Source organism: Paenalcaligenes niemegkensis (assembly GCF_022230885.1).
In the GTDB taxonomy this organism is placed as follows: Bacteria; Pseudomonadota; Gammaproteobacteria; order Burkholderiales; family Burkholderiaceae_B; genus Paenalcaligenes; species Paenalcaligenes niemegkensis.
In genome coordinates, this window is the sequence record NZ_JAKGCT010000004.1 from 1,298,609 (window position 1) to 1,325,150 (window position 26,542).

Sequence of the window (26,542 nt, forward strand, 5' to 3'; positions counted from 1 at the left end):
ATGGCCGTTAAGCGGCCTGCAACATTATTCTGAGCCGAGAGGTCAATCGTTGAGCCTGCCGACTGAATAATGCTACCCCCAGACTGTCCAGGGAGACCTCACCACCCCAACTGTATTGGGTTTGATCAAACATGGGCACGGTACGGCCTGACACATCCAGGTAGGCCAGATCGCCCAATTGCAAATCGTCTTGTGCAGTCAATGACAGACTGCCACTAGGCAGCACCATCGCGGTGTCAACGAATAGATTTCGCCCGGTAATGGCTAACGTGCCACCCAGCACATCGGAACCAGGGCGCTGCGCACCGGTCAACCCACCGTCGAGCACCACGTCACCACCCGCGGTGATCGCCAAAATTGCAGCCGCTTCACTGCTGATTAAGGGACTGTGAATGCTTAAGTTACCGCCCTGATACGCAAAGCCCTCGCCCACCACATGCTCGTCACGTGACTGGTACACCGACAGGCTGCCAGTATGGTTACTGGTGACCCGTTCACGAGCGGTCAAATCCACCTGGGCAAAGCCCAGCATCAAGCGGTCGTGCTCCACCAAAGGGTCAGGCTGCGTGCGGTCGGCGTAGCCGAACTCGATGGTGTCGGCCTGCACCTTAAAGATTCCTGAACCAGTGCCCGGCCCAGTGACCAGCGGTGCAGGCGGTGCGACATCCGTACCGTTCCAGATCAGGTTGCCGGTTTGAATCAGGGCCACGTCATCGGCCGCACCGTAACCAAAAATGGCCGGCGTGTTAAGCACCAGATTTTGCAAGCTGGAGACCCCATCGGCACCCAAGGTACTTAAGGTGGCAGTCTCGAAAAAGTTCAGACCATTACGGGCGGTTAAAATCAGGCTTTCCAGGGCCGGTGCGCCGTACTGCTGGTCGCCCTGCAACAAACGATTCAGTACATCCTGGTTTAGCGTCAGACCAGTTGGCAAGACACCACGCAACTGGGCCGCTGCCAACACCTCCTGAGTCCCAATATTCACCCCACCCACTGCCAAAGACAGGTTACGTGTACCGTAACGGGCCGATTCGGCCAGCTCAATTTGCTTATTGGTGGCAATGGCAATGGTACCTTCGGAATACAGTTCAGCAGATCGAATGCAGTCGATACTCAGCGTACAAGCACCGATGTCGATTTTGCCAACAGGTGCGGTAGTCGGTGCGGCAGGGGCCTGCATGTCCAGCCAGCCATTGGACACCGCCAGCACGTCCATTTCATTCGTGCGATAAACATAGCCGTCCAGCGAATCAAAGGCCACCGCACCCTGGCCCAGCGTATTGATGCCACCACCAGCCTCAATACTGATGCCACCGCCGCTGCGCTCTGCGGTGATCAAAAACACTTCCGGCGACTGAAGTATCGCACCGGATCGAATCACAATATTACTAGGGCTACTCCCGCCGGACGTAGAGCCAATCGTGATGTAGTTCCCCCTTGTCCGTAGTCATTGCGCAGCGCCCCACCTATGATTAACCCGTGTGCTTTCACGGCATTCAAATCCGCGGCGTGCAAGGACAAGCCATTAAAGTCATGACCTGTCTCCATCTGCGTACCCGGCAAGATTTCCACGGTCCTTTGTTCCGAACGCGTATCCGAAGTTTGCCGAATCAATAAGGCCCCACCATAACCACCTTGGTCTGCATTGAACAGGGCCGTACCTGCATATTTAAAGGCTTGCTGGGTGGCAACATCTGCCGCTTGGGGATTAAAAATCAAATGCAGTGATTTACCATCGGCTGGCAAGGCACCGCGCCCTATGCCCTGACGTGCAGCATCAGCCAGTACAAATTCTGCATAAGACGTTTCGTTGTATTGCGAGTAGCTACGCAGCACATCGGCTGACGTTAAAATCACGCTACGCGGCAAGGCGTCACTAACCGGGGTATGGGCAATGCCCAAACTGGCCCCCGCTATCCAGGAGCCATTGTGCATCGCCATGGGGCTTGCGCCTTGTGGATACGCATTATTGCCATTTAATTCCACACGGAAGGCGCCAGGCAGCAAGGCATAGGTAGAGGGCAACAAGCTATAAGTGCCAGCCTTCAAACCCGGCACCCCGTCTGGAACGGTAATAGTTTGCCCCACCAAGGGCGCGCTGGCACCCGCTTCACCGTCTAGCGGTGCATAAGCCGATATACCGGGCACAATGGCGTAAACGGGGTTGCTATCCAGTCCCGCTAACGGCGTGATCAACGTGCCATCGGCCCCAATCTGCATGAGCGGATGGAAGCGCGCATCGGTAGAACCACCGCGACCTGACACAAAACCAGCCCCTGTTAGCTCACCCCCGCCAGACAAATCCAGTACCGCGCCTTGCTGCACATCAATCAGCCCCGAGGTCAGCAACACACCGCTGTTCAAGCTGTTTGCGGCCCCTTGCAGGAAAACAGGCGCACCGTTGTAGTTGTATGCAATACCATCGGCCGTTCCGCCATAGGGCATGATCAGCCCTTGTGCGCTGACGGATGTCAGACTACCTGGATGCAGGTTCAACTGACGCGTGCGCCCACCAGCTGCGCTAGCCATACCCAAGCCTATGGTTCCCAGCGGAGCTCGTATGACGCCCTGTTGTTTCACCGTGGCGGCACCTAGCGTTAAGGAACCAAACACCGACAGCGGCATGGCCGGTAGCTCACTATTTAAAACGCTATCAGGACGTTTAATAGTCAAGATGCTGTCTGGATCAAATAAGGCATAGGAAGAACTGCCTACCTCTCTGCCTTCCCATCCAAAACCTGCAATCACATTGGCTACGGCATTCGTGCCCGGATAGATTTGCTGTGCTGACAGGGTCAGACTTTTAGGCGTTTGAATCTGGGTGCTGGTCGAGCCAACCGGCGTACGTAGACCTTTAAGAAAACGGATATCCCCATCACTGTTTAAACTCACCAGCTCAAAACCCCGGCGATCGATTTGATTACGATCAACCAGAGAGTTAGTACCAAAAGTTAAATAATCGCGCAGATCAATTAGATTGGCGTTGACCATAAAATGGGCGCTGACATCATCGGAGCGACTTGACCGTCCGCCGTCTACCAATGCCTTTCTATAACTGTTGCCATAACTGCCGGGGCTGGGCCCCACCGCCCCTGCCAAGCGTACATAGGGCGCACTAATGTTTATACGGGCATCACTGGCCGCATTCTCAGTCAAGGCTAAGGAATTTGCATACAGCCGCACGCTTTGGCGCGCTTGCAGGTTTAGCATATCTTGGGTATCAAAACTGATCAGGCCATCGCTGAACAAGGCAATGGTGTCTGCCCCCGTTGCCATTAAGTCATCAGCAGCCAAATGCGCCACGCCATAAGCACCCGCTACCGTCTGCGGCTTGTCCTCCGCCGACTGGTAAAGCATCATTTCCCGGGGCGCTAACACAGTAGCAATTACATTTTCATAAGCGGGGGAACCCAGCCCCACAGCCAGCGCACCCGCAGCGGCCGTACCGCCCCCGGCATGCAGGCTGAGCTGGCCATCCAGCGCCACGCCGTTATTAGACGTAATACTGATGGCACCGCCCTGGCTGTAGTGCCGATCCAGCTTAGCCCCTGGCATAGCAAACTCGGCAGCAGCGCCACTGGCATCCAGATGAGCGCTATCGGTAATTTCCACAAACAAATGCGGGGCAATCACATCGCCCTGTTCTTCATCAATCGTGCCGCCCACCACGATACTGCCTGCAGCGTAAACCAAACCATAGGGCAAAACCTCACTAGGTAGCACTTGCTTACTGACAGCCGAGCCACCCGACACATCCAGTTCACCACTAATCAAGATAGAACGCGCATGGGGCTCCCCGCCAGAAACTGCCGAGGGATTAGCGTAAAGCTCTGTCAGACTAATATTGCCGCCCTTGGCCTGTAAATGCCCCGCTACGGTCAGTTGGCCAATGCTGCCGATGGCAATGCTTTGCCCTGGGTCCACTGAAACAGTAGCATTCGAATCAATCAAGGCCGTCACATTCCCAGGCTTGGCAAAAACGCCCGCATAACTGGGTTCGGCTCCGGCATGCAGTGTTAAACTAGCTCCACGGCGTTGACTCAATTGACGACTGCCTGGGTTTTCTACATACAACGATGGCGTCCATAGCGACAATGCATCGGCTTTATTCACTAAGCTGAATGCCCCTGTTTCTGGTCGCAACACAGGCATTTCTACTGCAAGATGCGTATTAGAAGCGACAGAAAGCCCTTGAGCTCCCGCAACGCTATAACTTGAAAATCCCCGCTGAAACAATGCAGGATCAAGCTGTGTAAAAGCCCCCACGCGTACATCACGGTTCAACTGTGTGCCGGGATTCAACGGACTACCCGCAGAGATCACCACTTTAGTGCTGTCCATTTCCTGCAACAGCTCGGCCGTCAATACCGTGCCAGCGGTCAAACTTTTAGTGTAGGTGTTATACGTTTCTATGCCTTCGGTCGGAAATACTCCCACAGGCAACACATAACTACCATCTAGAGGGAAACCCCCATTATTTATGCTGACAAGAGTCCAACCTTTAGGAATAACTACATTTGGATCGGCCTGACTTCCAGCGAAGGGTCTAAATGATTGTTCCTTACCGCTTGGATCTTTAGCCGTTATTACATACCCCCAAAGCCAAGCTCTACCTGGCTCTCCCGTGTCCAACGGAATATTCCAGTCGGCTAACAAGGTGATCGGCCCACCAAAGTCTGTCGCAAGCTGAGCTAATACAGGCTCACCGGCTTTAATACGGTTAGACTCATACCGATAGGTAGTAGGCAATACACCACCTAAACCTAGCTCAATATCTTCCAGCAGCGTTAAACCCAGCTTTAAGGTTTCGCCTGCCTTAAGCACCCCTCTTCAGTTAAAAACCCCGAGCCTATGCCCACCGCCATGCCCGAGGCAATATGCAATTCGCCCCCACCGTTGACCCCATAGCCCTGAATATCGCCGTTTAGCGTGAGCATAGATGGACGAGTCGACTGTTCACCAGCCGCCAGAGTGACATTACCGCCCTTGCCGCCTATTAAACGGCCTTGCTGTATCATGGCTGCCCCCGAGGTCACGTCAATCAGACTACCCGCATTGAGCGTCACCGCGCCACGACTACGAATGGCGATGTTGCCACCATTGATAAAGGGTTGCACGGCCGCGTGGTCGGGATTCAAATTCAGGTTAGCCCAAAGGCCAGCGGCGTTAAGCACGACGTTGTCGTGAACGGTGACCGATTCGGCATCCAAGCCATCACTGGCGGAAATCGCCGCGTCATGAAACCCCAGGTTAGATGCATAGCCCTGCACAATATTACCCAGGCTGATGCTGCCGCTGTGGGCTGTCAGATCGGCCATCACGTCTACTGCACCCGCATGGAGACCGATATGACCGCCATGATTCACCATTAAGGCGCCTTGTACCTGAATACTGTCTTGGGCCAGAATCTTGAATTCATCCAAGTTCATGCTGCTCAGTGTGTCGGCATCTAAATAGAGCGAGTTTTGTCGTTCTTCGGGTAAAACCTCGTCCAGCGTTAACACGTCCGCAATATTATCGACTTGCCCCAAAATAACGTCTTTTAGCGCACTAGTGGCTTCGCCGTAACGCAGCCTGCCCGTATTTTTATCGTAAACGGGCGTGAAACGCCCTACCCATAACTGGCCACGACGGGCAACGGCGTTTTGTGATTGGTAATAACCATCGGCCAATGCCGCATTGGCTTTTTCTGTTTGGCGCGCCCCTTGGTAAACATCGCTGATGATGTCACCTTCCAATACCGCGTTGGCGGTAGAGACTATGAACCGTCCGGCATCGCGCCCTACGGTGTAGCCTTGCTCGAAGCGCTGGCGTGGACCAATTAAAGGATTATAAAAAGTGCGGGTGGCAGTTTCACCCCAGCGTACGTGTTTGTCTTCGTAGCCACGGTAGAGGCCTTCATACAGCAGATCACCCGGTGCGCGGGAGGCTTCGTATAAGCGGCCATCCGCACCGCGCAGCCAGGTTTGCTGCAGGTAGCCGCTTTGCACATCCAGCGTACCACCAGAGAGATTAATACTGGACCCGGCGCGGGTAATCAGCTCGCCGCCGGTAGCCATAATCGTGCCGCCCTGCGCCATCCATTCGCCAGTGCTGTGGCCTTGGGTTCCAAGGTAACCACTAACTTCCAGCAAACCACCGGCGGTGTACCAACGGTCGGATTCGTAGCCGTTGGTGCCCGCCGCTACATGCACCAGCGTGCGGCGGTCTATCCATAAATCGTTGCTGTTGAGTGTGCCGCTGTCGCGGTTGATGGGAGCATCGCGCTGCTCGTTACCCTGCACGTTGATGTTCAGGTTATTGCTTTCCATGGCTATGCGCACGCCCACAGCACCTGACACATCCAGCGTGGCGCCGGTGTCGATCAAGGTGCGCTTTTTAGCGGCCACGACGATCTGCCCGCCAGTCGCCAGGGTCAGGGAGTCGCCCTGAAACTCGGCAGTGTTGCCGGAGACGATTTCAATGCGTGATAAGTCGCTGCGATCCCAGGCCGTGCTTAGGTTATCGAAGTTGCCAGTGGCCATTAGGTTATGGCTGCCGCTTAAACTGCCGCCATCCAATGCTTGCAACGCGGCATCACGCTGGCTATCCAGCCCTGAGGTGATCGATTCATCCAGCACAATGGCGGTGGTACTGCCTTGGGCCAGTGTTACCCGACCATCGCTGTCACTGGCGCTATTCAACAGATGGATGGTGCCGCGTATCGCAGTTGAGGTCGTTGCAACAGCGACCCCGGCTTGTGTTACGTCATGCCCAGTCAGGGTGATGTCGCCTGTGGCGGCGGTGATCAGGCCTGTGTTAAGCACTTTGCCGCTGCTCAGACTATCTGTTTTAAGGTGCGCTGCAACCTCGTTTCCACGGGTGGTGGACTGTTTATTACCTTCGGTACCTACCCCTTTACGTATGAAAAAATTATCGCCAGCCGCCAAGGTGGTTTGTCCGCTGGCGGTGGTGATTTGACCGTCGTTATGGATGTCAGACCCCAGCAGTAGTGCATAACCCCCACCTTGCGTGGCCGAGGTGGGGACGTGAGTCGTGATCTGCGCGCCGCGCTGCACTTCAATTTTGCCGTTTGCGTTGGTAAAAGTGGCGGCGTTATTTGCGCCATACAGTCCATGATCGCGAAACTGATCATCGCTGATGTTGGCGGCAGCCGCCACCAAATTCCGCACGTTGACCTGACTGCTGCCGCTAAAAACAACCCCGTTGGCGTTGGCAATCATCACCGTGCCATCGCCCTTGATCTGGCCTTGTATCTGACTAGGACGTGAATTGGGGTCGTTGACACGGTTAAGCGCTGCCCAGTTGGCTTGTTGCTTGAAATCTACCGTCGTGTTGCGACCAACGTTAAACGTTTCCCAGTTAAGAATGGCTTTGTCGCCGGTTTGCTCAATCGCTACATTAGTACGCTCACCATTTTGTGTTTGCACAGGAGCGTTGGCATTGATCCAGGCTTCGCTTAATGGTCGGGTGGCGTCAACTTTTAAACCACCTTCAGTCAATCCATCTAGCACCGACGCCGCACTTTGCGCTGTATTTCGCGCCGCCGACTGTGCCGCCTGTTGCGCCGCAATCGCTGCCGCGGCACTGCCCAGGTTTTCTACCGACCGGTTCAATTTTTGACGTGCTTGCTGTTGCTGTCGCGCTGCCGTGCTGCCGCCAGGCAGCCTGTTCGCCCCGTGCTGGCCTGTGGCTGCGCCTTTGCCAGCCATCCAGCTACCACTAAAAGGTCGTGCCTGTGCTTGTACAGTGGGTGACAGCAGGCTGCCGCCCGTGATTGCCAATACAGCAAGCGCCGCCGCCAGCGGTTTTAAGGCGGCTGCAGCGGGTATTTCTTTAACAAGCAAGGGGTTGTTGTTTTCAGAGCTTATGCCTTGAAAGTCTTTTACGACTTGCTGCGCTTGCGTTTGACTGGACACCATGGCCGACTGCCTTTATAGCGAAAAGGTGGAGCGACAGACCTAATTGCCTTGCCGCCAAAATTCTGTATTGATGGTCAACGCCCCTTAAGGAAAAGGACGCTGACCGGATGTGACTACTACTTTTGCAGACTATGCTTTGTGACTACCTAGCAAGGTCTTGATTACTACGGGCGACCAACACCTGGGGCGCAATTACCGATATCCAGGTTATTGCTATCACCCGTTACAAAGGTCGCGAGAATGGCGTCTTTGAAGTCTTGTGGCATAGGGATGAAAGCATGATTTTCGATAATCACGTCTTTACCAGTACCGGTTAGCTCAGTCACAAAACCTTTAACTTTGGCTTCTACAGTTTTGTCTTCGTAGCACTGATTAATCAGCAGGTTGGTGTAACCCACGATGGGGTAACCAGCTGTAGGAAGAACGTCAAAGGTAGGAACCCAAGCCAATGGGTTAAAGCTAGCAGACCCTTCAGGAGCCGATGCTGTACCCAATGCGTCGATAACCTTCTGTGTTACTGGCATTTCAGCAATATTCGAAGCATTGGCAACTGCCGCTACTTTCAAGCCGTTGTTCAAGTCAGCCTGGGTGTAGTCAGGGCTAACGTAACCAATGCTGCCATCAGTACTGGTTACCTGAGTAACTACACCACCGCTGCCATCAGCACCTACAAAAGTAGCTGGGACTGTATTGTTCACGAACAGCATTTTGAAATCTGATACGGTGGAAAACTTACCGTTGTTTTTCAACGTGCTGCTACCTATGGTGATATCAGCGCAAGCGTTAGTTAAGTAACGTGTGAACAGTTCAGTGGTACCACTGCTATCAAGTCTGTATACAGGCTTAAGTGCACCTGTACGATCGTCGCGCTCCGTCTCTGGAAGGTCTTCCCAATTGAGGGCAACACCTGCAAAAATTTTGCACATGGAATCACGGCTCAGCTTTACATTACCTGTACCGGGCATGTTGAAAGGAATGGTTACCGAAGTAGCCACAGCGGGTATCTGAATTAAACGCCCCCAAGAAGATTGATTGCTCATTACATAAGCGCCCAACTCAGTCTGACTTAAAACCGAATCACTACCCGCAAAATGCACAGACTGTGACGCAGGCCAGTCAGGTTTTACATCTTCTGGAGCAAGTTCGTTCTTAAAGTATCTGCCCTCAGTCGCCTGCGGGTTGTTGTCTAAGAAAGCCTTTTTACCCGCGCCACTGCCTGTACCGGTGTAGCTGAAGTCGGATGGCAACAAGCCGTCCTTGTACAACAACTCGGGCAACGTAGCACCACCACCTACAACGACGGATTGTGCAGTTACTGCACTTGCGGCGGCCATCATGCCTAAAGCCAAAGCAGCCGAAACCATTTTCAGTTGAAAACTTTTGTTCACGGTAAAACTCCTTTTACACTTACGACAATACGAAAGGAAAATAACGCAGCCGATTACGCTGTTTGAAATTGAAAGCTAATTTTTTGCGTTAGCCGATCTTCTGATCGACGTGGTCATTGTGCGTGTTTAAGATGGCAATACTGTTAATTAAACTCGGGAGTTAAGGTTTCAGTTTTGTGACAAACACATGAAGTTTCAACGAATTTCTGCTGCTTTTAGGGGCTAAACGACGGTTTTACTGGACCATTTGATTGATTTCCATGATGGGCATCATGACGGCCAGCACGATCACCATGACAACGCCGCCCATGCCTAAAATCATTAATGGCTCTAGCAGGGCCGTCAGGCGAGTGGCTCGTTGTTCTAAATCACGCGATAGGTTTTGTGCAGCGCGGCTTAGCATGGGTGCCAGCGCACCGGTTTTCTCGCCGCTGGCCACCAGGTGGCATAGTGTTGAGGGGAAAATCTTTTGGGCGCGCAACGCGGCAGCCAGGGTTGAGCCTTCTTTCACGCGGCTGACCACGTCCATGGCCCCGGCCCGCAAGCATTCGTTGCCCAGGGTGTCGCGGGCGGCCTCCAGTCCACGTACCAGATGCACTCCTGCGTCGAGCAAAATAGCCAGGGTCGAGGCAAAGCGGGCGGTGTTTAAGCCCAGCACGAATTTGCCCAGCAAGGGCAGGCGCAATACCTGCGTGTGCCAGGCCAGTTTGCGTTCCGGGTTGCGTAATAGTCGGCGCCACCCACTAAAGGCCCCGATCAGCACGATGCCAGTCAGCAGCCCCCAGTGTTGTACATAGTCGCTTAGGTCGAGCATGAGCTGGGTTAATAAGGGTAGGTCTTGGCGGGCTTGTGTGAAAGCACCGACTACCTGCGGGACCACGTAGGCCAGCAAGAAGATAACGATGCCCACGGCCACGATTGAAACAATCACAGGGTAGATCAGGGCGGTCATTAGCTTGGATCGCAAGGTGCCACGGCTTTCAAGGTAGTCGGACAATTGCTCCATGACCCGGGCCAGATCACCAGCGTCTTCGGCGGCACTGATCAGAGCCCGGTAGATGTCGGGAAAGTCGCCGGGACGCTGCGCCAGCGCATCGGCCAGACGCATGCCGCCACGCACATGGTTGCAGACCTCGAGCAGGGACTGGGCGATGTGCTTTTTCTCGGCTTGTTCGATGGTGGCCATTAAGGCGGCCTCTAGTGGCAAGCTGGCGCTAAGCAGGCTGGCGAGTTCGCGGGTGGCCCAGGTGAGCTCACTATCAGACATGCGGGGGCTAAACCACGATACGCTGGCACTGGCCTGTTCGTTAATTTCTAAAGGGGTCAGGCCGCGGCTGCGTAGCACCCGCGCACGGCACGTGGTGAGTCGGCTTCCACACTGCCCTGCAGCAGTTTGCCGGTTTCGTCGGCCGCTTCGTATCGGAATATCGCCATGGTATTTATCCTGAATGCTTAGCCTTGGTGTCAGGCATCACGAGTTACGCGCAGGATTTCTTCCTGAGTGGTGATGCCGGCATCGACCCAGCGTTGGCCATCTTCGCGCATGGTACGCATGCCTCCTTCCAGGGCAGCGGCCAGCAGGGTTTGTTCATCGGCCTGCTGGTTGATCAGACGGCGCAGGTCGTTATTGATCACAAACAGCTCATGCACGCCAGTGCGTCCGCGGTAACCCGATTGGGCACAGGCTGGGCAACCCACGGCACGGTATAACTGACGGCCATCGGGGCTTTGCTCTGGCTGTTTGCAATCGGTGCACAAGCAGCGCACCAGTCGCTGGGCAAGTACCCCCAGCAGTGTGGAGGCCAGAAGAAAAGGCTCCACCCCCATATCGACCACCCGCGTCACCGCCGAGACCGCATTATTGGTGTGTACCGACGTGAGTACACCATGCCCGGTCAGCGAGGATTGAATGGCAATTTGCGCGGTTTCCAGGTCGCGGGTTTCACCAATCAGGATGTTGTCGGGGTCCTGGCGCAAGACAGCTCGCAAGGCCACAGCAAAACTCATTCCGATTTTGGCGTTGACCGGAATCTGGGCAATGCCCGGCAAGTCGTATTCGATGGGGTCTTCTACGGTCATGATATTGTTGGTGCTTTTGTCCAACTGCCCCAGCGCCGAGTACAGGGTGGTGGTTTTGCCGCTACCTGTGGGTCCGGTGACCAGTACAATGCCGTGGGGCTGACGTATCAGTTTTGTCAAACCTTCTTGCACTTCGGGTGCCATGCCCAGCGAGGCCAATTGCAGGCGCCCGGCATCTTTAAGCAGTAAGCGCAGCACCACGCGTTCGCCGTGTGCCGTGGGTACGGTAGAGACGCGAACGTCGATGGCTTTACCGCCCACGCGCAAGCCGATGCGACCATCCTGGGGCAGCCGTTTTTCGGCGATGTCCAGATGGGCCATGATTTTGATGCGCGAGATTAAGGCGGCATGCAGGGCCTTGCGCGGCGCGACGACTTCACGAAATTGCCCGTCAACCCGGTAGCGGACGCTGGCATGGGTCTCGAACACCTCGAAGTGAATGTCGCTGGCACCATCGCGTGCGGCCTGAGTGAGCAGCGCATTGATCATTTTTATGACTGGCGCACCGTCGGTGGCGTCGAGCAGGTCGGTGACTTCCGGAATGTCTTGCATGAGCCGGTCGAGGTCGAGATCGTTTTCGGCGGCACCGACCACCGAGGCCACGTCGCCTTCTCGTGCATAGGTGCTTGCCAATAGTGCTTCGACCTGTGTTTCGGTGGTGTTTTGCAAGTGTGCCTGGGGGTAGCGGCGCATAACCTCGCTCAGTGCCCAGCCCGGCGTTTTCGGGCTGGTGCTGATGCTAATTTGGCCGTCGTCGAGCCGGCTGGCAACGATGCGTTGCGCCCTGGCCCATGCAAAGGGCAATGGTGTCCATTCGGTGGCGGCGATTGACGCGTGTGAGCTTGTCATGGCGTAACCACCAGTTCGGGCTGATAACCCAGCTCGCGTATCAGCTGGGTGGCGTTATCCAAAATGGTGGGGTCGCGTGCCACGTCTACACGGACGACATAGCTTGCCCCACCCGGACCGCTGACGGCATAGGCATCAAGCCCGCTGATGCGAACACGCTGGGCGATGCGCGTGGCATCCTGCAGCTCAGCCACTTCGGCAAATTGCACCACACTGACTGGCCTGTTGACTTGGCCATGGAAGGCTTCAGGGTGTGACGCTAAGTTAACGCCTGTCGGTAAACGCGTGCGGACGACAGGTTCGGAATCGGTGTCGCCCGCAGGGCGAGGCAGTTGCCGCAGTTCGGTGCTGCTGTGAGTTAAGGGTGGTCTCTGGCCCTGGGTTTGATCCCAGTTTTCCGGGCGCAGGTCGTAGGGCCTGCTGCGGGCACGAGCGAGCGGAAGGTCAATGGGGGGCAGGATGGGTGTTGATATGTCGCGCAATAAGGGATGTTTGGCTGGTTGGGCCCGCGATTGTGCGCGACGCATGAAGTTATAGCGATCGACTGTCAGGCCATAACCGTCGTTGACGTTACGCACCACATAGGGGCGCAGGAAAATCATTAAGTTGGTTTTGACGCGCTGGCGGCTCTCGTAGCGAAACAAGGCACCCAGTATGGGGATGGAGCCCAGCACGGGCACCGCTTCGGTACTGCTTTGCACGGTGTCTTCAAGCAGTCCGCCCAGCACCATGATCTGGCCGTCATCCAACAGTACACTGGTATCCAGGGCACGTTTGTTGGTGACCACGCCGCCCATGCTGCCCGAGGCGGTGTTATCGAGGCTGCTGACCTCTTGATAGATATCCAGCTTGACCGTACCGCCTTCGGATATCTGTGGGCGTATGTTCAGTTTCAGGCCTACGTCTTCGCGCTGGATAGTCTGGAAAGGATTGCTGCTGCCCCCGCCACCGTCAGTGACATACTGACCGCTAATAAATGGGACCGTCTTGCCCACCATGATTGAAGCCTGTTCGTTATCCAGGGTTAGCAAGTTGGGGGTGGACAATATGTTGGCCCCGCCCTTGGTTTCGAGTGCACGAGCCAGCACCTTAAGATTTAGAATTTCACCGACTCCGGGTAAATTAACCGAGCCATCGATCACGCCAATGTTTAGTCCCGAGGGCAGTACATCAAGTGTGGTGCTGGCATTGGCATTAAGCCCCGAGCCCCCGAAACCGGCCCCGCCGAAAAGTCGTCCGTTGCCCGTCATCCACTGCACACCTAGCTCGGAGGCGTCGGTTTCTGTGACTTCTACAATCATGCTTTCGACCAATACCTGGGCTCGGCGCTGATCAAGCAGGTCGATGACTTTACGCAAGCTGCGATAGATGGGTTCGGGTGCTGAAATAATCAGGGTGTTGGTGCTGACATCGGCTTGTACGGTTACGCCCCCAGCGGAAAAAGCCGATGACTGGTCGCCATCGATAGCGCTGGTGCCGCTGTTTGCCAGCGATGAACTGCCCAGGCCCCCACCGTTGGCACTAGAACCACTGGCTTCGGCACCCGCACCGCCAAGCATGCCCCCTGATCCCAGGGCCGCTCGTACTGAATCGCCGCCCGTCAGTGCGCTGGTGGGGGATTCGCCTGTTAACGCCCCACGCAGTACAGTCGCCAGATGCGTTGCCTGTGCATTGCGCAGGTAGACCACATGCATGTTTCCGGGGTCGGTCTGGACGTTATCGAGCTCGATAATCAGGTTGCGGGCAAGCTCGGTGCGTTCGGGGCTGCTGGAACGGATGACCACGCTATTTGAGCGCGGGTCGGCCATGACCGCCAGCGTGTCGGTGCCCTGCCCGCCTCCTTCAAGCAAATCGGAAGCCATTGCCGCAATATCAACGGCCACGCCATTATGGATTTTAATCACGTCGGTATCGAGCGATGTTGGTGTGTCGATGCTTTGAATGATGCGTGCAATGCGATTGAGGTTATCAGTGTGGTCGGTGATGACCAATGTGTTGTTGCCGGGGTATGCCGTAAGAGACCCCTCGCCGGCAATCATGGGCTGCAAGACCGGTACCAGTTTTTCAGCGCTTTCGTAGCTGAGCCTGAAGGTACGAGTGGCTATGCCACCGACCTCGTCCACGGACGGGTTGACTGCGCCACCTTGGGCTTTGGCATCGGCTGCGGGCACGACGCGACTGACGCCGTCGACATCAACGATGGTGAAACCCTGCATGCGAAGCGCGCCCAACAGCATGTTGTAGGCCGTGCGCTCGCTGACCTCGCCATCGGATACCAGGGTTAAATTTCCCGTGACCCTGGGGTCGACCAGAAAATTACGCCCGGTAAAGCGTGCCAGGGCACGTAATACCACTTGCAGGTCGGCATCAACAAAGTTCAGCGACACGCCTGGTTCGTCGTTATTGGATGGAGCTTGTGCAGCTGCCGCATGGCGGTTAGCGCCCCGGTTGCTGGTGGACCGAATTACGTGCCGGGTGGTATCGGCGGCGGGCTCGGCTACCGGTGCAGTCATCGCGTCTGAGCCGTTATTTTGGCTTGTGGATGAGGGCACATACATGCCCTCACGCAAAAAGGGTTTTTCGTTAATCGCCGGAGCGACACAGCCTGTAAGGATGAAGCACAAAACCACCGTCACCGGACGCATTAAGCGGGGAGAGGCGGCATAAGGACTTGTTCGCATCAGTTACTCACGTTATTGAAAGCAGGCATGGCCAGTTCTACATGACCACTTACACGACCCGATACATCGGCGGGCGACATCGCGCCGCGCCTTAACTGAATATCCAGCACATTTATGCCCAGTGACTCTGGCGTGGACATCAACCAGGCAATCACCTGATAGGCCGGAGCAACCGAAACCTGCAAGCGGTACTGCATGCCAGAGCGGGGTTGATCGTTGAGAGCCGACTCGGGTGAATCCAACACGGTCAATGTGCTGACTTCGGCCAAACCGGCGGCCTCCAGTGTCGCGTTAAGCGCTGCCATGGCCTCATCAGCCGATGCAAGCTGGACCGGCTGCTGTGCAACAGGAGCGACATCTTGCAAAATGCTTTCCAGCTCGTGCGCCTGGGCCTGCAAGCGAGGTATTTCAGTCTGCAAGCGAGGTATTTCAGTCTGCCAGCGCTGTATGGTTTGCAGCGCTGGCTTAAGCAGCAGTATCCAGGCTGCGCCCAAAACAACAGCAAGTAGGGTCAGGCGTAAAAGATGGCGTTCGCGGGTTGAAAAACCTTGCCACTGCGCCAGCAGCGGTGCGCCCAAGCTTCGCGCACGAGTGTCAATGACGCGATAATGTTTACGTAGGCGGGGAATCATCCGCGCCCCCGGACGTAGCCGATGACACAGTAGCCGTGCCCGGATCAGGGTTGGTGTCGGTATCTGCGTGCGCCGACACGACCCAGCCCGATGGGCTGGATTCAATAATCAGACCGGCGGCGTCGGCCTGCTGCGCCAGTGCCCCTAGCCGCTCATCGGATGGCAGGCTTCCCCCGCGTAATTCGATGTGTAGTTTTCCATTGTAGTAACGCAGCAGTTCGACCTGCCCGGTCAACTCGTTTAACAGCTTCGCCGATACGCGCAGCATGTGTTGAAACGGGGGAGATTGCGCGTCGCTAAGGCCGCTTAGCCGTAAGTCCCGCTGTTGTTTGGCCTGCTGCAACGGATTAATCACAATGGGAATCTCGGGAAACACCGACTTCACCCGTGCGCGCATTTGCGTTTGTAGTTGCGTACCCTGTTCGGCCAGCCTTGAGGCGTAAACATTCAAACCGATTAGCCATATCAAGGCGGCCAGAACTGCGGTAATACCGGCTATACCCCAGCCTTTGCGCCCCTGCACCGCACCGGCTTGCGCAGACTGAAAGGCTAGAAACCACGATGGCACCTGCCCTGCCCAAAGCATGTCAGCCGAGTTTTGATCTGGCGCCTTTGTCTGTGGATTAGCCGCTGCGCCATCGTTAAATGACACTGGCTGAATAAAGCCGCTATCGCTACCCTTACGCACTACCGTCCATTGATCAATAAGTGTGCTGGTTTGGCCGGTGTCGGACAAGGCCAGAAAAAGGGGGCCGGGTAAAAGCGCAGCGCGGGCAGCACGACCCCCTGCCCTTGCAAGACATCATGAACATAGGCCAGGCTTTCGCGAGGCAGCCACGCCAACGTCACGTCGCCAGAGGGCGAGCGCGGCCCATAAGCAATGGACAACTGATCAACGTCGTCAAGCGCTAAGGGCTCGATCTGAGCCAAGACCGCCGTGCGACGGTGTTTTTCGGACAGGGGCGGCATGCTTGTGGTGACGAGGGTTGTGTCTGCAGGATGTAGACCCACTTCCAGCAGTCGCGGCTGGTATTGCGACAAGATCGTGGTGAGCGAGGTCGGTTCGCCCACGTGCCAGACACCGGCCTGCTTATAGGCAAACGCGGTGACTGCAGTGGACGTCAGGTCGTGAATACTGGGCAGCCTAAGGCGAAGCGTATCGACTTTCATGCGCCTTCTCGCAGCCAGACTGTTCTTGGACTGGTTTGTCGGTCGTTGTACACAAGCGCTGTCATGATACTGACCACCCCTTGGTGCTCGACCACGCCCTTAACTAAAAACCAACTGCTTTGCGATGCAATGGGAAGGCTCAGGCGGTGTAGTTCGGGCATTTGCAAGCGATTGATAAAATCGCCCTGGTGGATAATCCATTGCCCCTGATCGCGCTGCCTGATAACCTGCCGTGCCTTTTCGAGTGATAGCCCGGGGACGCGAGCGGCCAGAACTTCTGGGCTGCTGGTATTGGCATTGATCCAGGTGCGGGAGGGAAGAATGGTGGCGTGCGGTGTCAGCCGCGCAATAAATTCGTGATTTACGCCCTCGACACCCAACAGATCATTTAAGGTGCGCGGTAAATTCATTTGTGCACGCGTGGGCAGGCCGGTAGCAAAGCCCAGTGTTTGGGCCGCCACTAGAGAGGCCTCGTACTGTGCCAGATTTGCGGCATTACCGACGGGCGGGCTATCTGAGCCGGAAAATGACAGCACAATACGCCGCATGATGGCATCGGCTGTGACTGGCGGAATTTGCAGCAGACTGCAGAGGCGACGAAAGGCGTCAATTTCACCGGGCACGACTTCACCGCCCCATTCGAGGTTGCGCAGATTGAATTTGCCTTGTTCATCGGTGATTTCGCCAGAGAAGGCGGCAAAGCGTGTATCACCCGGGGCCGCCACCGCCAACCCTAGTACCGGTTGGTTCCAGATGCCATCTGGACGGGTCGCGTATTCACGTTGCGCCGCTACTTGAATAATCGTTTTAGCCCACGTTACGCCGCCCCGCAGCAACCAACGTGCTTGCACACGATTTTGTTCAGTTTGTACCGAGCGAACGTAGCCCGTCTGCCGGGCCAGGATACCGGCCGCCATGGTGGCGACGATAGCAACAATGAGCAAGGCGCTAAGGGCAGCCATCCCTCGTTGTTGAGGGGCGCGCGCCGATACTCGCCAGGCCATGGCTAGAGTTGCCAGGAGCCGATATCGGCATTATTGCCTTCGCCACCGGGCTCGCCATCGGCACCAAGCGAAAACACATCGATATCGGCATAGTTGCCCGGATTTAGATAGTGATAGGGGTTGCCCCAGGGATCGTCAGGCAAGCGCTCGAGGTATGAGCGCCAGTTGTTGGGCGTCCTTCCGGTGCTAGGCTTTACGACCAGTGCGCTAAGCCCTTGTTCATTGTCCGGATAGCTGCCGTTATCTAAGCGGTATAGCTTTAAGGCCTGCATGATGGATGCCACATCCTGACGCGCCGCCGTGGCACGTGCCTGATCGGGTCTATCCATTAGGTTGGGAACAATCAGCACCGCCATGATGCTCATGATGACGACAACGACCATGATCTCGATCAACGAGAAACCGGCCTGATTTTTCGATAGGGAACAACGCGCCGACAGGGCGCCAATAGATCGGGCCTTCATTTCAGCCTCCAGAGCACATCAACTAGATTTGTTTACCCACCATGTTCGGATAACTCTATTGCAGATAGATTTATTATTATCGGGAGGTTTTTTAGCTGTTTAGTATTTGAAGAAATGTGCTGAATCGCGGTCTAAGTGGCGATTTCCATATCACGTTAAGATGACAATAAGAAGTCAGGGAGACGTTTTTCGTGCTTTTAAAAAATACGCATTAAAACAACAAAATTATGCCATTGAGTTATTGAAACCTCATAAATTTTGTTGTTAGAATCATAGTCGGGTTGCTCATGGTCTCTGGCCTGCATGTCAGGCAACACACACACGACACAGGGGCATCATGAGCAGCCCACCCTGCTTTCTTCAAAGCGGCACACCAGACAGAATAGCTCACCCCATCACGCCCTTCTCCGTCGCTGACCCGTCATTCATACGGCTGCAACATAAAAACCGGATCATTCTCTACTGAACCCGTTTTAGATTCATTCGTCTTGGTGCCGTGCATGCCATTCTCCATTACCTCAAACTTGCCTATCGCCACGCTGGCTATGCTCGTCATCGGCCTGGGCATAGGGTATCTGGTGCTTCGCATCGCCTTCTTTTATCGCGTGGGCATCCACGAAGACAAGGCTCCCGATCGCAGCTTGCTTTCGTCCAGTTTGGCATTGGCTTTATCCAGACGGAAAATCGACAGCTCAGCTCGCCGAAAACACGTGGTGTGCCTTGCCTTTTGCCTGCTTTTTTATGGATACTAATACAATACGGTGCCACTCCCCGAACGATAGCAATCAGCATCGCCTGCACTCTGCTGGCCTTAGCCGCTTTAATTGACAACGATACGGGGTTCTTGCCCGACACGCTGACGATACCCCTGATCGGATTGGGCTTGCTTCTTTCCTGGGCCCAATGGATTCCCATTTCGTTATACAGCGCAACCATTGGAGCCTGCCTTACCTACGCCGCCATGTGGCTGCTAAATGTCTTTTATCGAGAGCTTAGAGGTTTGGACGGTATGGGTGGCGGCGACGCGAAGCTCGCCAGCGGCATCGGCGCCTGGCTCGGACTACCCGATGTGCTTTGGGTGCTAAGTCTGGCTTGCCTGCTGGGCATTATCGTGGCGGCTGTCAGTTCGGGCCGCTACAACGGCAAACAATCGCTGCGCTTTGGGCCGTACCTGGCGGCTAGTGCGATTGTCTGGATGGTAGGCGGATGAGGCTAGAGTAGTCAGGCCTACCCAGATGTAAGGCCTCGTACACTCCTGGCGTAATAGCCAGAATTTATCGAGATGGTAGAATGCCCCTCTTTCGCCGTATAATACGGCGCTCACATTTGTTCCATGGGTTCCCTAACCCCATCCACTAAAAAGGCTCATTATGACCTCGACACCTGTCCCGCAATCCCGGGTATCGTTCTATCTTGCCCTGCTGGTCGCATTCCACATCGCCATCATCATCTCCAGCAACTATCTCGTGCAGTTGCCTATCAATCTGTTCGGCTTTCACAGCACGTGGGGAGCCTTCAGTTTCCCCTTTGTTTTCCTGGCCACAGACCTGACGGTTCGCCTGATTGGCAAAAGCGAAGCCCGCAGCGTGATCGCGCGAGCAATGATTCCGGCATTGATAGCCTCATACATTGTGTCGGTACTGTTCCATGAGGGCCAGTTCAATGGCTTTGGCACACTGGGCGAATTCAATAGTTTCGTGTTCCGCATCGCCTTTGCCAGTTTTGCTGCTTATGTGCTGGGTCAGCTACTGGACGTGCAAGTGTTCGACCGTATGCGTCGTAACCATATACAGTGGTGGGTAGCTCCGGCGGCAGCTTCTGTGTTCGGACAGGCGCTGGATACGGCCGCCTTCTTCAGCATCGCCTTTTGGCGTAGCAGTAACCCCTTCATGGCTGCAAACTGGGGAGAAATCGCCGTCGTGGACTACGTAATCAAACTGGCCGTCAGCCTGCTGTTGTTCGTGCCCATGTACGGCGTTGCCCTGAACGCCATCATCCGAGTCATGAAACAGCGTGAAGCCACGTTGGCTGAGGCATGACGATACCCTGGCAACCCCAGCGCCGTGCCCTGGTCTTGTTTTCCGGCGGCCAGGACTCCGCTACTTGCCTGGCCTGGGCGTTGGCGCATTACGGTCATGTAGAAACGATTGGTTTTGATTACGGCCAGCGCCATCAGGCTGAACTTGACTGTCGCATTACACTTCGCCGCAACCTGCCTGCACTGCAACCCGACTGGGCTTCGCGTTTGGGCGATGATCACCTGTTGGATGTGAATGTACTCGGACAGTTAGGCACATCGGCCATGACTGACGACGTGGCCATTGCCATGCAAGCCGATGGTTTGCCTAATACCTTCGTGCCAGGACGCAATCTGCTGTTTTTCACCCTGGCCGCCGCCTTGGCCTATAGGCGTGGGCTCGACGTACTGGTAGGAGGGATGTCGCAGACAGATTACTCCGGCTACCCGGATTGTCGCGATAATACTCTCAAAGCCTTGCAGGTGGCGCTGAGCCTGGGTATTGATCGCCCCCTGACACTCGAAACCCCATTGATGTGGATGGACAAGGCCGACAGCTGGGAACTCGCCCAACAACTTGGCGGCCAGGCACTCGTCGAGTTAGTACGGACTGACACCCACACCTGTTATCTAAACACCCGTGACTCTCTGCACGACTGGGGTTACGGCTGCGGAGAATGCCCAGCCTGCACGCTACGTGCGCAGGGGTATCGGGAATGGTCAGCTTTAAAATCAGCTTCAACCCAAAGGGTTAATCCCTAGCCATGTAGCACTAGGCTATTACCACCGGCTCCCCTGTCAGAGCACAATAATGACAACAATGCTCATTATTTTCAGGGAGCCGGAATGGCAAAACTTATACACACCATGATTCGAATTTCGAATCTAGACATCTCCATCAAGTTCTACCGCGATGCGCTTGGCCTGCACGAAAAACACAGGCTTGATTTCCCTACCTTCACTCTTGTGTATTTGGGAAATGAAGAAAGCCCGGCAGAAATAGAGCTTACCTACAACAAAAACCAGAGTGAGCCGTACGAGCACGGTACTGCCTATGGTCATGTCGCTTTTTCAGTGGAGAATCTTGAAGCCTCGCACTCCGCTCTGGAGTCGATGGGTCTTTCACCTACGCCTATTAAGCAGCTTGAGCAAAACGGGCACGCAGCACGTTTCTTCTTCTTGACTGATCCTGATGGCTACAAGATTGAAGTCCTGCAAAGTGGGGGACATTACTAAGGCATCAAGCCATTAATAATTATTCCAGGAGGAACAACATGAAAGACACGCTAAAAATAATTTCTTTGCCTAAAGCGCGTGATGTAAAAAACGGGAGACGACAATTTCTCAAGGGTTCTATCGTACTGACCGGGCTCTTAAGCAGCGGTTCAATGCTTGCCGTGCTGGCCCCCTCAAGGTCCTGGGCTCTGACAGCGCAGCATCTGAACGCTGAACAAGCCAATGCCCTTCTGCTCATGGCCAAACGCCTTTATCCACACAAAAATCTCTCAGATGCCGTCTATGCCGTGCTGGTCAAGGATATTGACGCTGCCTGTGCAGACCCGGCAAATAACAAACTCGTCACTGACGGTATCGACAAACTGAATGCCGCTACGCAAGGAGACTGGGCAGGTTCGACAGCGGCCGAACAGGTGGCAGCATTAAAGACCATGGAGTCAGATCCTTTTTTTCAGATGATACGTGGTCAATGTATCCACTCCCTCTATGACAATGAAATGGCCTATGCGCATTTTGGCTACGAAGGTGAGTCATGGAGCAAAGGTGGCTATTTAAGGCGTGGCTTTAGCGATCTGACCTGGCTCCCAAACCCGTCTGAAGCCGCCAGTCCATCACTGTAGAACCCCAGAAGTCATATAAATCATATAAAAAATCAGCTGAGGAGATCATTATGAAAGAGTATGAACATACCGACGACAGTGTGGTCGTCATCATCGGCTCAGGTGCGGGCGGCGGGACACTAGCCAATGAACTCTGCCAGAAAGGCATTAGTGTTGTATTACTTGAAGCAGGCGCACGACAAAGCCCAGCCACCTTCATTCAAGACGAATGGAAGTCATTTGCACAATTAGCATGGCTCGATAATCGAATCAGCTCGGGTTCATTTCGTCTAAGCAAAGACTTCCCTAATCTTCCCGCCTGGATCTGCAAGACAGTGGGTGGCACAACCACACATTGGGCTGGTGCATCATTACGTTTCCCTGAACATGGGTTCAAAGCGCTCAGTACTTATGGCGAAGTTCAGGGTGCCAACCTGCTGGACTGGCCTATTAGCCTATCCGACATGGCGCCCTATTATGAACGTGCCGAAAAGAAAATGGGGGTGACCCGCACCAATGGCTTGCCAGGGCTGCCCGGTAATAATAATTTCAAGGTTATGTACGACGGGGCCACTAAGCTGGGCTATAAGGAAGTCAGTACCGGACACATGGCTATTAACAGCGTCGTCAATGACGAACGCTCTGCCTGTACCCAGCAGGGTTTCTGTTTTCAGGGATGCAAGATGGGCGCTAAATGGTCTACGCTTTATACCGAAATCCCCCATGCCGAGCGCACTGGCAAGCTAGAGCTACGTTCCGAATGCCACGTTTCACAAATCGAACACGGCAACGATGGGAAAGCCAACGCTGTTGTTTATTTTGACAAAGACGGTAAAGAACAACGGCAAGCAGCCCGCGTTGTCTGTGTGGCCGGCAACTCCATCGAGACACCACGTCTATTACTGTTGTCAGAATCAGGCAAATTTAAAGATGGACTGGCAAACAGCTCTGGTCAGGTAGGGCGCAACTACATGCGCCATACAACGGGTTCGGTCTACGCTGTCTTTGATGAACCTGTACATATGTACCGGGGCACGACGATGGCTGGTATTGTGCAAGACGAAGCGATTCATGACCCTTCTCGCGGCTTTGTAGGCGGCTACGAACTGGAAACCATTAGTTTGGGCCTGGCTTTTTATGCTGCATTTCTTGATCCAGGCGCATGGGGCGAAGAATTCGCCTCGTACATGGACGACTACACCCATACAGCAGGTTTATGGATAGTAGGAGAAGACATGGCACAGGAAAGCAATCGAATTACCCTAGACCCCGAGGCCAAAGATCAGTACGGATTGCCAGCGGCAAATGTCCATTACGATGACCATCCCAACGATATTGCCATGAGAAATCACGCTTTCAAGCAAAGCACGGCGCTTTACGAAGCGGCGGGGGCCAAACGTTCGTTTCAAACGCCTCCCTATCCCTCAACACACAATTTGGGCTCTTGCCGAATGAGCGAGAACGCGAGCGACGGTGTTTGCAACAAGCATGGGCAAACACATGATGTCGCTAATCTGTTTATTTCAGATGGCAGCCAGTTCACCAGCAGTGCTGCCGAAAACCCGACCTTGACCATTGTGTCACTTGCCATCCGGCAAGCAGAATTCATTGCCGACAGCATGGCGCAAAAAGAACTTTGACCCATCAGCCGCACGTTGTTTTGCTACTATGGATATGCACATACGTTCATAAGACGAGCGTATGTGCACATATAAAAAACTATCGCTCGACCAGGGCGTTCTGGAGGCAATATGTGTCACATCTACTCTCACGCCGACCCCATCATGTACGAGTCCCGTAGCCGCTCGGTGCGCATCTCTAAAGTTGTCACCAGTATTAAGCTGGAAAACTTATTCTGGGATACCCTGGCCGAACTGGCAACCGAAGGCAACGTCACCACTAACGAACTTATAGCAACTCTGCACGACGAGGTGTTTGCCTTTCGCGGTGAAACGTCTAACTTCGCATCGTTTCTACGAGTTACCTGTATGCGCTATTTAGAACTCAGGACTCAATCACATCAACACGTACAATACGCATTGCGCAAACCCGCCAAAATAATACAAAAAGCCCCCTGCGCCAGCTAAGGCAGCCGGTAACCCGTTCGCGCCGCGACGTACTCTTTTACAGAATCCATACATAAATGCATTAAATGGTATAGTAATGTATCATTTCAAATTGCCATTCAAAACAAGATTACTGATAACTATTCTTGGCGACATCGGCAAGAGTCCGAAGGTTGAAAAAACAATTCAATACAATCCGGCCATGAGTCGTTCAGCAAACCTCCTTTTCCTATCGGTCACAGAGCAAGCAGCTGTTATATGCGGTGACAGGACACTTGCCAACTATGCACAAACTCTGGATAGAATACAAAGATAGCCGCTTATCAGGGATACTAGGACCCGGAGCAGACATAGCATTAGCCCCGCTGGCAGCGCCCGAAATCAAACGTCGAGTCCTGATTGCGCATCTGGCTGAGCGCTACCGCCATGCTGTTCAGCGATACGCTGGATTCCCGCTAGGGCGTCTGGCTTTTCACCGCTGGATGCATAACAAGGCAGGAAAACACCACGTTGAATCCTTCGGCCTGCCACGCCACATTGTCGAGGAAGTGCTGGGCGACGCCGCTCTAACCTTGCATGTCGATCCACGCAAGCTAATTCGAATCACTGCACATGCTCCGCGCAGCGTTGAAAAACGTCCGTCGTCGCTTGCCTTCATTTGGAACGGCACTTGGGATCAGCGCCGGGAAGACTTGCGCTTCGGTTCACGTTATAAGCTGATACGCGATCTGGACAAAAACCGCGATCAGCTAGAATGCACCGAACGTTTCCAGGAACTAATGGCTCTTATCGAAAGCGGCAAGCCACGGAGGTCTCATCAACAAGGTGTATGCCTCAATACGCCTGAAAAAATTCATGCTTATCTGAACATTTATATCGGCTTCCTGGACGACATGGCCACCAATGGCTTTGATCCAACGCGTGGCAAAGACCCATTAGGTGTGGCCATCTCCAGCGAAGGCCGTATTTTGAAGATCAATCGCGGATTGCACCGTCTGGCCATGGCGCAGCATATCGGCTTGCCGTCAATTCCGGTCCGGGTACGCGCTGTACACAGACTATGGTGGGATCGCGTAACCGAAGGTAGTACGGGCGCCGCTGCTCTAGAGAAGGTATGCCTGGCTTTGCCTCAGTGCCTGCCTGAAGAATCGCCAGGTCTCTTTGATGACGTGCCGGAGCAATCGCTACTAGACGATTTTTGGCCAGCACCGCTGCCCCCCAGCCAATCCTGTTCATAGGTTTTTAGTCAATACAGCAGCCGCATTGAGATTATCTGGCGCCAATTTCGAACATGATAATGCGCCTGAAGCTAACACAGCTTTGCTGCACGAGGACATGTTCAGACGCGGGCGCAGCCTGTTTCGTCAATCCTGGGTCATTGCGCCAGCTAATGATCGTGAGGCCCTGCTCCGCTACCTCGAATCAATATGATCTCTCTGTCAGGCAAGGCGGTTGCAGGCCTTAGCCTGACAGAAGACTGGTGCAATCCGTGGATAATTAACCCAGCGCAGCTTGGTAACGGCGCTCAACTTCGGGCCAGTCAATGACATTATAAAAAGCAGCAATGTAGTCGGGGCGACGGTTTTGATACTTCAGATAATAAGCATGTTCCCAGACATCCAGGCCCAGAACAGGTGTATTGCCGTTCATAAGCGGGCTGTCTTGGTTAGCGGTGCTTTCGACAAGCAATTTCTTCTGTGGCGTTACACTCAACCAGGCCCAACCGCTGCCAAAGCGTGTCAGCGCCGCCTTGGTGAAGTCCTCTTTGAATTTTTCCAGACCGCCCAGTTCGTTCTCAATCGCCGAGGCGATATCGCCAGATGGTTTCCCGCCTCCCTCCGGCGACATCACCGTCCAGAACAAACTGTGATTGGCATGGCCGCCGCCGTTGTTGCGCACAGCAGCTTGGACTGATTCCGGCAGGCTACTGATATCGGCCACCAGTTCTTCCACTGGAGGAAATGCCAATCCTTCGCCCTCTAGGGCTGCATTCACATTATTGATGTAGGTCTGATGGTGTTTGGTGTAATGGATTTCCATTGTCTGCGCATCAATATTTGGCTCGAGTGCATCATAGGCATACGGCAATGGGGGCAATGTATAAGACATAGGACAACTCCGTTTGGAAGTTCAAGTGAGCAAGGGACAAAATAGTCTGAGAACAGGCGCCAACAAACATGCGCCCGGTGTATTAGCGTTCTGAAGATCATTGTCTGCGCTGCTCGCGTGTAGATCCGGCTGCGCCTAAACCCACGTATGGCGCATGCGTGCAGATCGTCCGGGGTGACGTTTCATAAAACGTGTCAACTCGGCATAGGTGCGGCGGCTGTGACGCCCTCCAATAAAGGTGGCTCCCCCATCTTAATCACAAATGATAAGCATTTGTATTTATAAATGTAAATATAACCTTCTACTTGGTTATAAAGACAAAGCCT

The 26,542-nt window shown here is 54.5% G+C and carries 21 protein-coding genes and 1 pseudogene; 9 read left to right on the forward strand and 13 right to left on the reverse strand.

All coding sequences use genetic code 11. The annotated features are described in order from the left end of the window. Positions 1-7: 7 nt before the first annotated feature. The 12 genes and pseudogenes from L1889_RS10275 to gspG form a co-directional block, all read right to left on the reverse strand. Positions 8-1,381: a hypothetical protein gene (locus L1889_RS10275; RefSeq protein ID WP_238665048.1), complete on the reverse strand. Its 1,374-nt coding sequence runs from the start codon at positions 1,379-1,381 to the stop codon at positions 8-10. Next, positions 1,378-4,824: a hypothetical protein gene (locus L1889_RS10280; RefSeq protein ID WP_238665049.1), complete on the reverse strand. Its 3,447-nt coding sequence runs from the start codon at positions 4,822-4,824 to the stop codon at positions 1,378-1,380. The genes L1889_RS10275 and L1889_RS10280 overlap by 4 nt, the downstream gene beginning before the upstream one ends. Then, on the reverse strand, positions 4,800-7,922 hold the full coding sequence (locus L1889_RS10285) for a filamentous hemagglutinin N-terminal domain-containing protein (RefSeq protein ID WP_238665050.1): 3,123 nt from the start codon (positions 7,920-7,922) through the stop codon (positions 4,800-4,802). The genes L1889_RS10280 and L1889_RS10285 overlap by 25 nt, the downstream gene beginning before the upstream one ends. A gap of 164 nt (positions 7,923-8,086) precedes the next feature. Continuing rightward, complete coding sequence (locus L1889_RS10290) at positions 8,087-9,310, reverse strand: substrate-binding domain-containing protein (protein WP_238665051.1); 1,224 nt, start codon at positions 9,308-9,310, stop codon at positions 8,087-8,089. Positions 9,311-9,545: 235 nt separating this feature from the next. Further along, a pseudogene (gene gspF / locus L1889_RS10295) lies at positions 9,546-10,744 on the reverse strand (type II secretion system inner membrane protein GspF). 30 nt (positions 10,745-10,774) lie between these two features. Then, the gene (gspE, locus tag L1889_RS10300; RefSeq protein WP_238665052.1) at positions 10,775-12,238 is read right to left on the reverse strand and encodes a type II secretion system ATPase GspE; all 1,464 of its coding nucleotides are present in this window, start codon (positions 12,236-12,238) and stop codon (positions 10,775-10,777) included. Continuing rightward, positions 12,235-14,919: a type II secretion system secretin GspD gene (gene gspD, locus L1889_RS10305; protein WP_238665053.1), complete on the reverse strand. Its 2,685-nt coding sequence runs from the start codon at positions 14,917-14,919 to the stop codon at positions 12,235-12,237. The genes gspE and gspD overlap by 4 nt, the downstream gene beginning before the upstream one ends. Next, positions 14,919-15,551 (reverse strand): type II secretion system protein M, encoded by a 633-nt coding sequence (locus L1889_RS10310; protein WP_238665054.1) that lies wholly within the window; start codon positions 15,549-15,551, stop codon positions 14,919-14,921. The genes gspD and L1889_RS10310 overlap by 1 nt, the downstream gene beginning before the upstream one ends. Further along, complete coding sequence (gene gspL / locus L1889_RS10315; RefSeq protein WP_238665055.1) at positions 15,532-16,287, reverse strand: type II secretion system protein GspL; 756 nt, start codon at positions 16,285-16,287, stop codon at positions 15,532-15,534. The genes L1889_RS10310 and gspL overlap by 20 nt, the downstream gene beginning before the upstream one ends. Continuing rightward, positions 16,239-16,721, reverse strand: a complete 483-nt coding sequence (locus L1889_RS10320) for a hypothetical protein (protein WP_238665056.1) — start codon at positions 16,719-16,721, stop codon at positions 16,239-16,241. Before L1889_RS10320 ends, gspL begins: the two co-directional genes overlap by 49 nt. Continuing rightward, positions 16,718-17,725, reverse strand: coding sequence for a type II secretion system minor pseudopilin GspK (gene gspK, locus L1889_RS10325; RefSeq protein ID WP_238665057.1), 1,008 nt, complete (start codon positions 17,723-17,725; stop codon positions 16,718-16,720). Before gspK ends, L1889_RS10320 begins: the two co-directional genes overlap by 4 nt. Before the next feature lie 2 nt (positions 17,726-17,727). Next, positions 17,728-18,189: a type II secretion system major pseudopilin GspG gene (gspG, locus tag L1889_RS10330; RefSeq protein WP_238665058.1), complete on the reverse strand. Its 462-nt coding sequence runs from the start codon at positions 18,187-18,189 to the stop codon at positions 17,728-17,730. 500 nt (positions 18,190-18,689) lie between these two features. Between gspG and L1889_RS10335 the strand changes: the two genes are divergently transcribed. From L1889_RS10335 to L1889_RS10375, 9 genes are all read left to right on the forward strand, one after another. Next, on the forward strand, positions 18,690-18,941 hold the full coding sequence (locus L1889_RS10335; RefSeq protein ID WP_238665059.1) for a hypothetical protein: 252 nt from the start codon (positions 18,690-18,692) through the stop codon (positions 18,939-18,941). Continuing rightward, positions 18,917-19,399 (forward strand): prepilin peptidase, encoded by a 483-nt coding sequence (locus L1889_RS10340; protein ID WP_238665060.1) that lies wholly within the window; start codon positions 18,917-18,919, stop codon positions 19,397-19,399. The genes L1889_RS10335 and L1889_RS10340 overlap by 25 nt, the downstream gene beginning before the upstream one ends. Positions 19,400-19,559: 160 nt before the next feature. Next, positions 19,560-20,228 carry a 7-cyano-7-deazaguanine/7-aminomethyl-7-deazaguanine transporter gene (locus L1889_RS10345; protein ID WP_238665061.1) on the forward strand — a complete coding sequence of 223 codons (669 nt, stop codon included), beginning with the start codon at positions 19,560-19,562 and terminating at the stop codon, positions 20,226-20,228. Then, complete coding sequence (gene queC / locus L1889_RS10350) at positions 20,225-20,968, forward strand: 7-cyano-7-deazaguanine synthase QueC (RefSeq protein ID WP_257793891.1); 744 nt, start codon at positions 20,225-20,227, stop codon at positions 20,966-20,968. The genes L1889_RS10345 and queC overlap by 4 nt, the downstream gene beginning before the upstream one ends. 84 nt (positions 20,969-21,052) lie before the next feature. Continuing rightward, entirely contained in the window at positions 21,053-21,442 is a 390-nt protein-coding gene (locus L1889_RS10355; protein ID WP_238665062.1) for a VOC family protein, read from the forward strand. Between the two features lie 38 nt (positions 21,443-21,480). Continuing rightward, positions 21,481-22,062: a tat (twin-arginine translocation) pathway signal sequence gene (locus L1889_RS10360; protein ID WP_238665063.1), complete on the forward strand. Its 582-nt coding sequence runs from the start codon at positions 21,481-21,483 to the stop codon at positions 22,060-22,062. 50 nt (positions 22,063-22,112) lie between these two features. After that, entirely contained in the window at positions 22,113-23,681 is a 1,569-nt protein-coding gene (locus L1889_RS10365; RefSeq protein WP_238665064.1) for a GMC family oxidoreductase, read from the forward strand. Positions 23,682-23,792: 111 nt separating this feature from the next. Beyond that, positions 23,793-24,128, forward strand: coding sequence for a ribbon-helix-helix domain-containing protein (locus tag L1889_RS10370; RefSeq protein WP_238665065.1), 336 nt, complete (start codon positions 23,793-23,795; stop codon positions 24,126-24,128). 263 nt (positions 24,129-24,391) lie between these two features. Beyond that, the gene (locus L1889_RS10375) at positions 24,392-25,345 is read left to right on the forward strand and encodes a hypothetical protein (protein ID WP_238665066.1); all 954 of its coding nucleotides are present in this window, start codon (positions 24,392-24,394) and stop codon (positions 25,343-25,345) included. 259 nt (positions 25,346-25,604) lie between these two features. On the opposite strand, the gene L1889_RS10380 is transcribed toward L1889_RS10375, so the two are convergent. Beyond that, complete coding sequence (locus L1889_RS10380; protein ID WP_238665067.1) at positions 25,605-26,216, reverse strand: superoxide dismutase; 612 nt, start codon at positions 26,214-26,216, stop codon at positions 25,605-25,607. Positions 26,217-26,542 lie beyond the last annotated feature (326 nt).

What these genes read in the sequence shown, in the direction of transcription:
- L1889_RS10285 (WP_238665050.1), bottom strand. Translation starts at nt 7,922, where the DNA reads ATGGTGTCCAGTCAAACGCAAGCGCAGCAAGTCGTAAAAGACTTTCAA.
- gspE (WP_238665052.1), bottom strand. Translation starts at nt 12,238, where the DNA reads ATGACAAGCTCACACGCGTCAATCGCCGCCACCGAATGGACACCATTG.
- gspD (WP_238665053.1), bottom strand. Translation starts at nt 14,919, where the DNA reads ATGCGAACAAGTCCTTATGCCGCCTCTCCCCGCTTAATGCGTCCGGTG.
- L1889_RS10310 (WP_238665054.1), bottom strand. Translation starts at nt 15,551, where the DNA reads ATGATTCCCCGCCTACGTAAACATTATCGCGTCATTGACACTCGTGCG.
- L1889_RS10320 (WP_238665056.1), bottom strand. Translation starts at nt 16,721, where the DNA reads ATGAAAGTCGATACGCTTCGCCTTAGGCTGCCCAGTATTCACGACCTG.
- gspK (WP_238665057.1), bottom strand. Translation starts at nt 17,725, where the DNA reads ATGGCCTGGCGAGTATCGGCGCGCGCCCCTCAACAACGAGGGATGGCT.
- gspG (WP_238665058.1), bottom strand. Translation starts at nt 18,189, where the DNA reads ATGAAGGCCCGATCTATTGGCGCCCTGTCGGCGCGTTGTTCCCTATCG.
- L1889_RS10335 (WP_238665059.1), top strand. Translation starts at nt 18,690, where the DNA reads ATGCCATTCTCCATTACCTCAAACTTGCCTATCGCCACGCTGGCTATG.
- L1889_RS10345 (WP_238665061.1), top strand. Translation starts at nt 19,560, where the DNA reads ATGACCTCGACACCTGTCCCGCAATCCCGGGTATCGTTCTATCTTGCC.
- queC (WP_257793891.1), top strand. Translation starts at nt 20,225, where the DNA reads ATGACGATACCCTGGCAACCCCAGCGCCGTGCCCTGGTCTTGTTTTCC.
- L1889_RS10355 (WP_238665062.1), top strand. Translation starts at nt 21,053, where the DNA reads ATGGCAAAACTTATACACACCATGATTCGAATTTCGAATCTAGACATC.
- L1889_RS10360 (WP_238665063.1), top strand. Translation starts at nt 21,481, where the DNA reads ATGAAAGACACGCTAAAAATAATTTCTTTGCCTAAAGCGCGTGATGTA.
- L1889_RS10365 (WP_238665064.1), top strand. Translation starts at nt 22,113, where the DNA reads ATGAAAGAGTATGAACATACCGACGACAGTGTGGTCGTCATCATCGGC.
- L1889_RS10370 (WP_238665065.1), top strand. Translation starts at nt 23,793, where the DNA reads ATGTGTCACATCTACTCTCACGCCGACCCCATCATGTACGAGTCCCGT.
- L1889_RS10375 (WP_238665066.1), top strand. Translation starts at nt 24,392, where the DNA reads ATGCACAAACTCTGGATAGAATACAAAGATAGCCGCTTATCAGGGATA.
- L1889_RS10380 (WP_238665067.1), bottom strand. Translation starts at nt 26,216, where the DNA reads ATGTCTTATACATTGCCCCCATTGCCGTATGCCTATGATGCACTCGAG.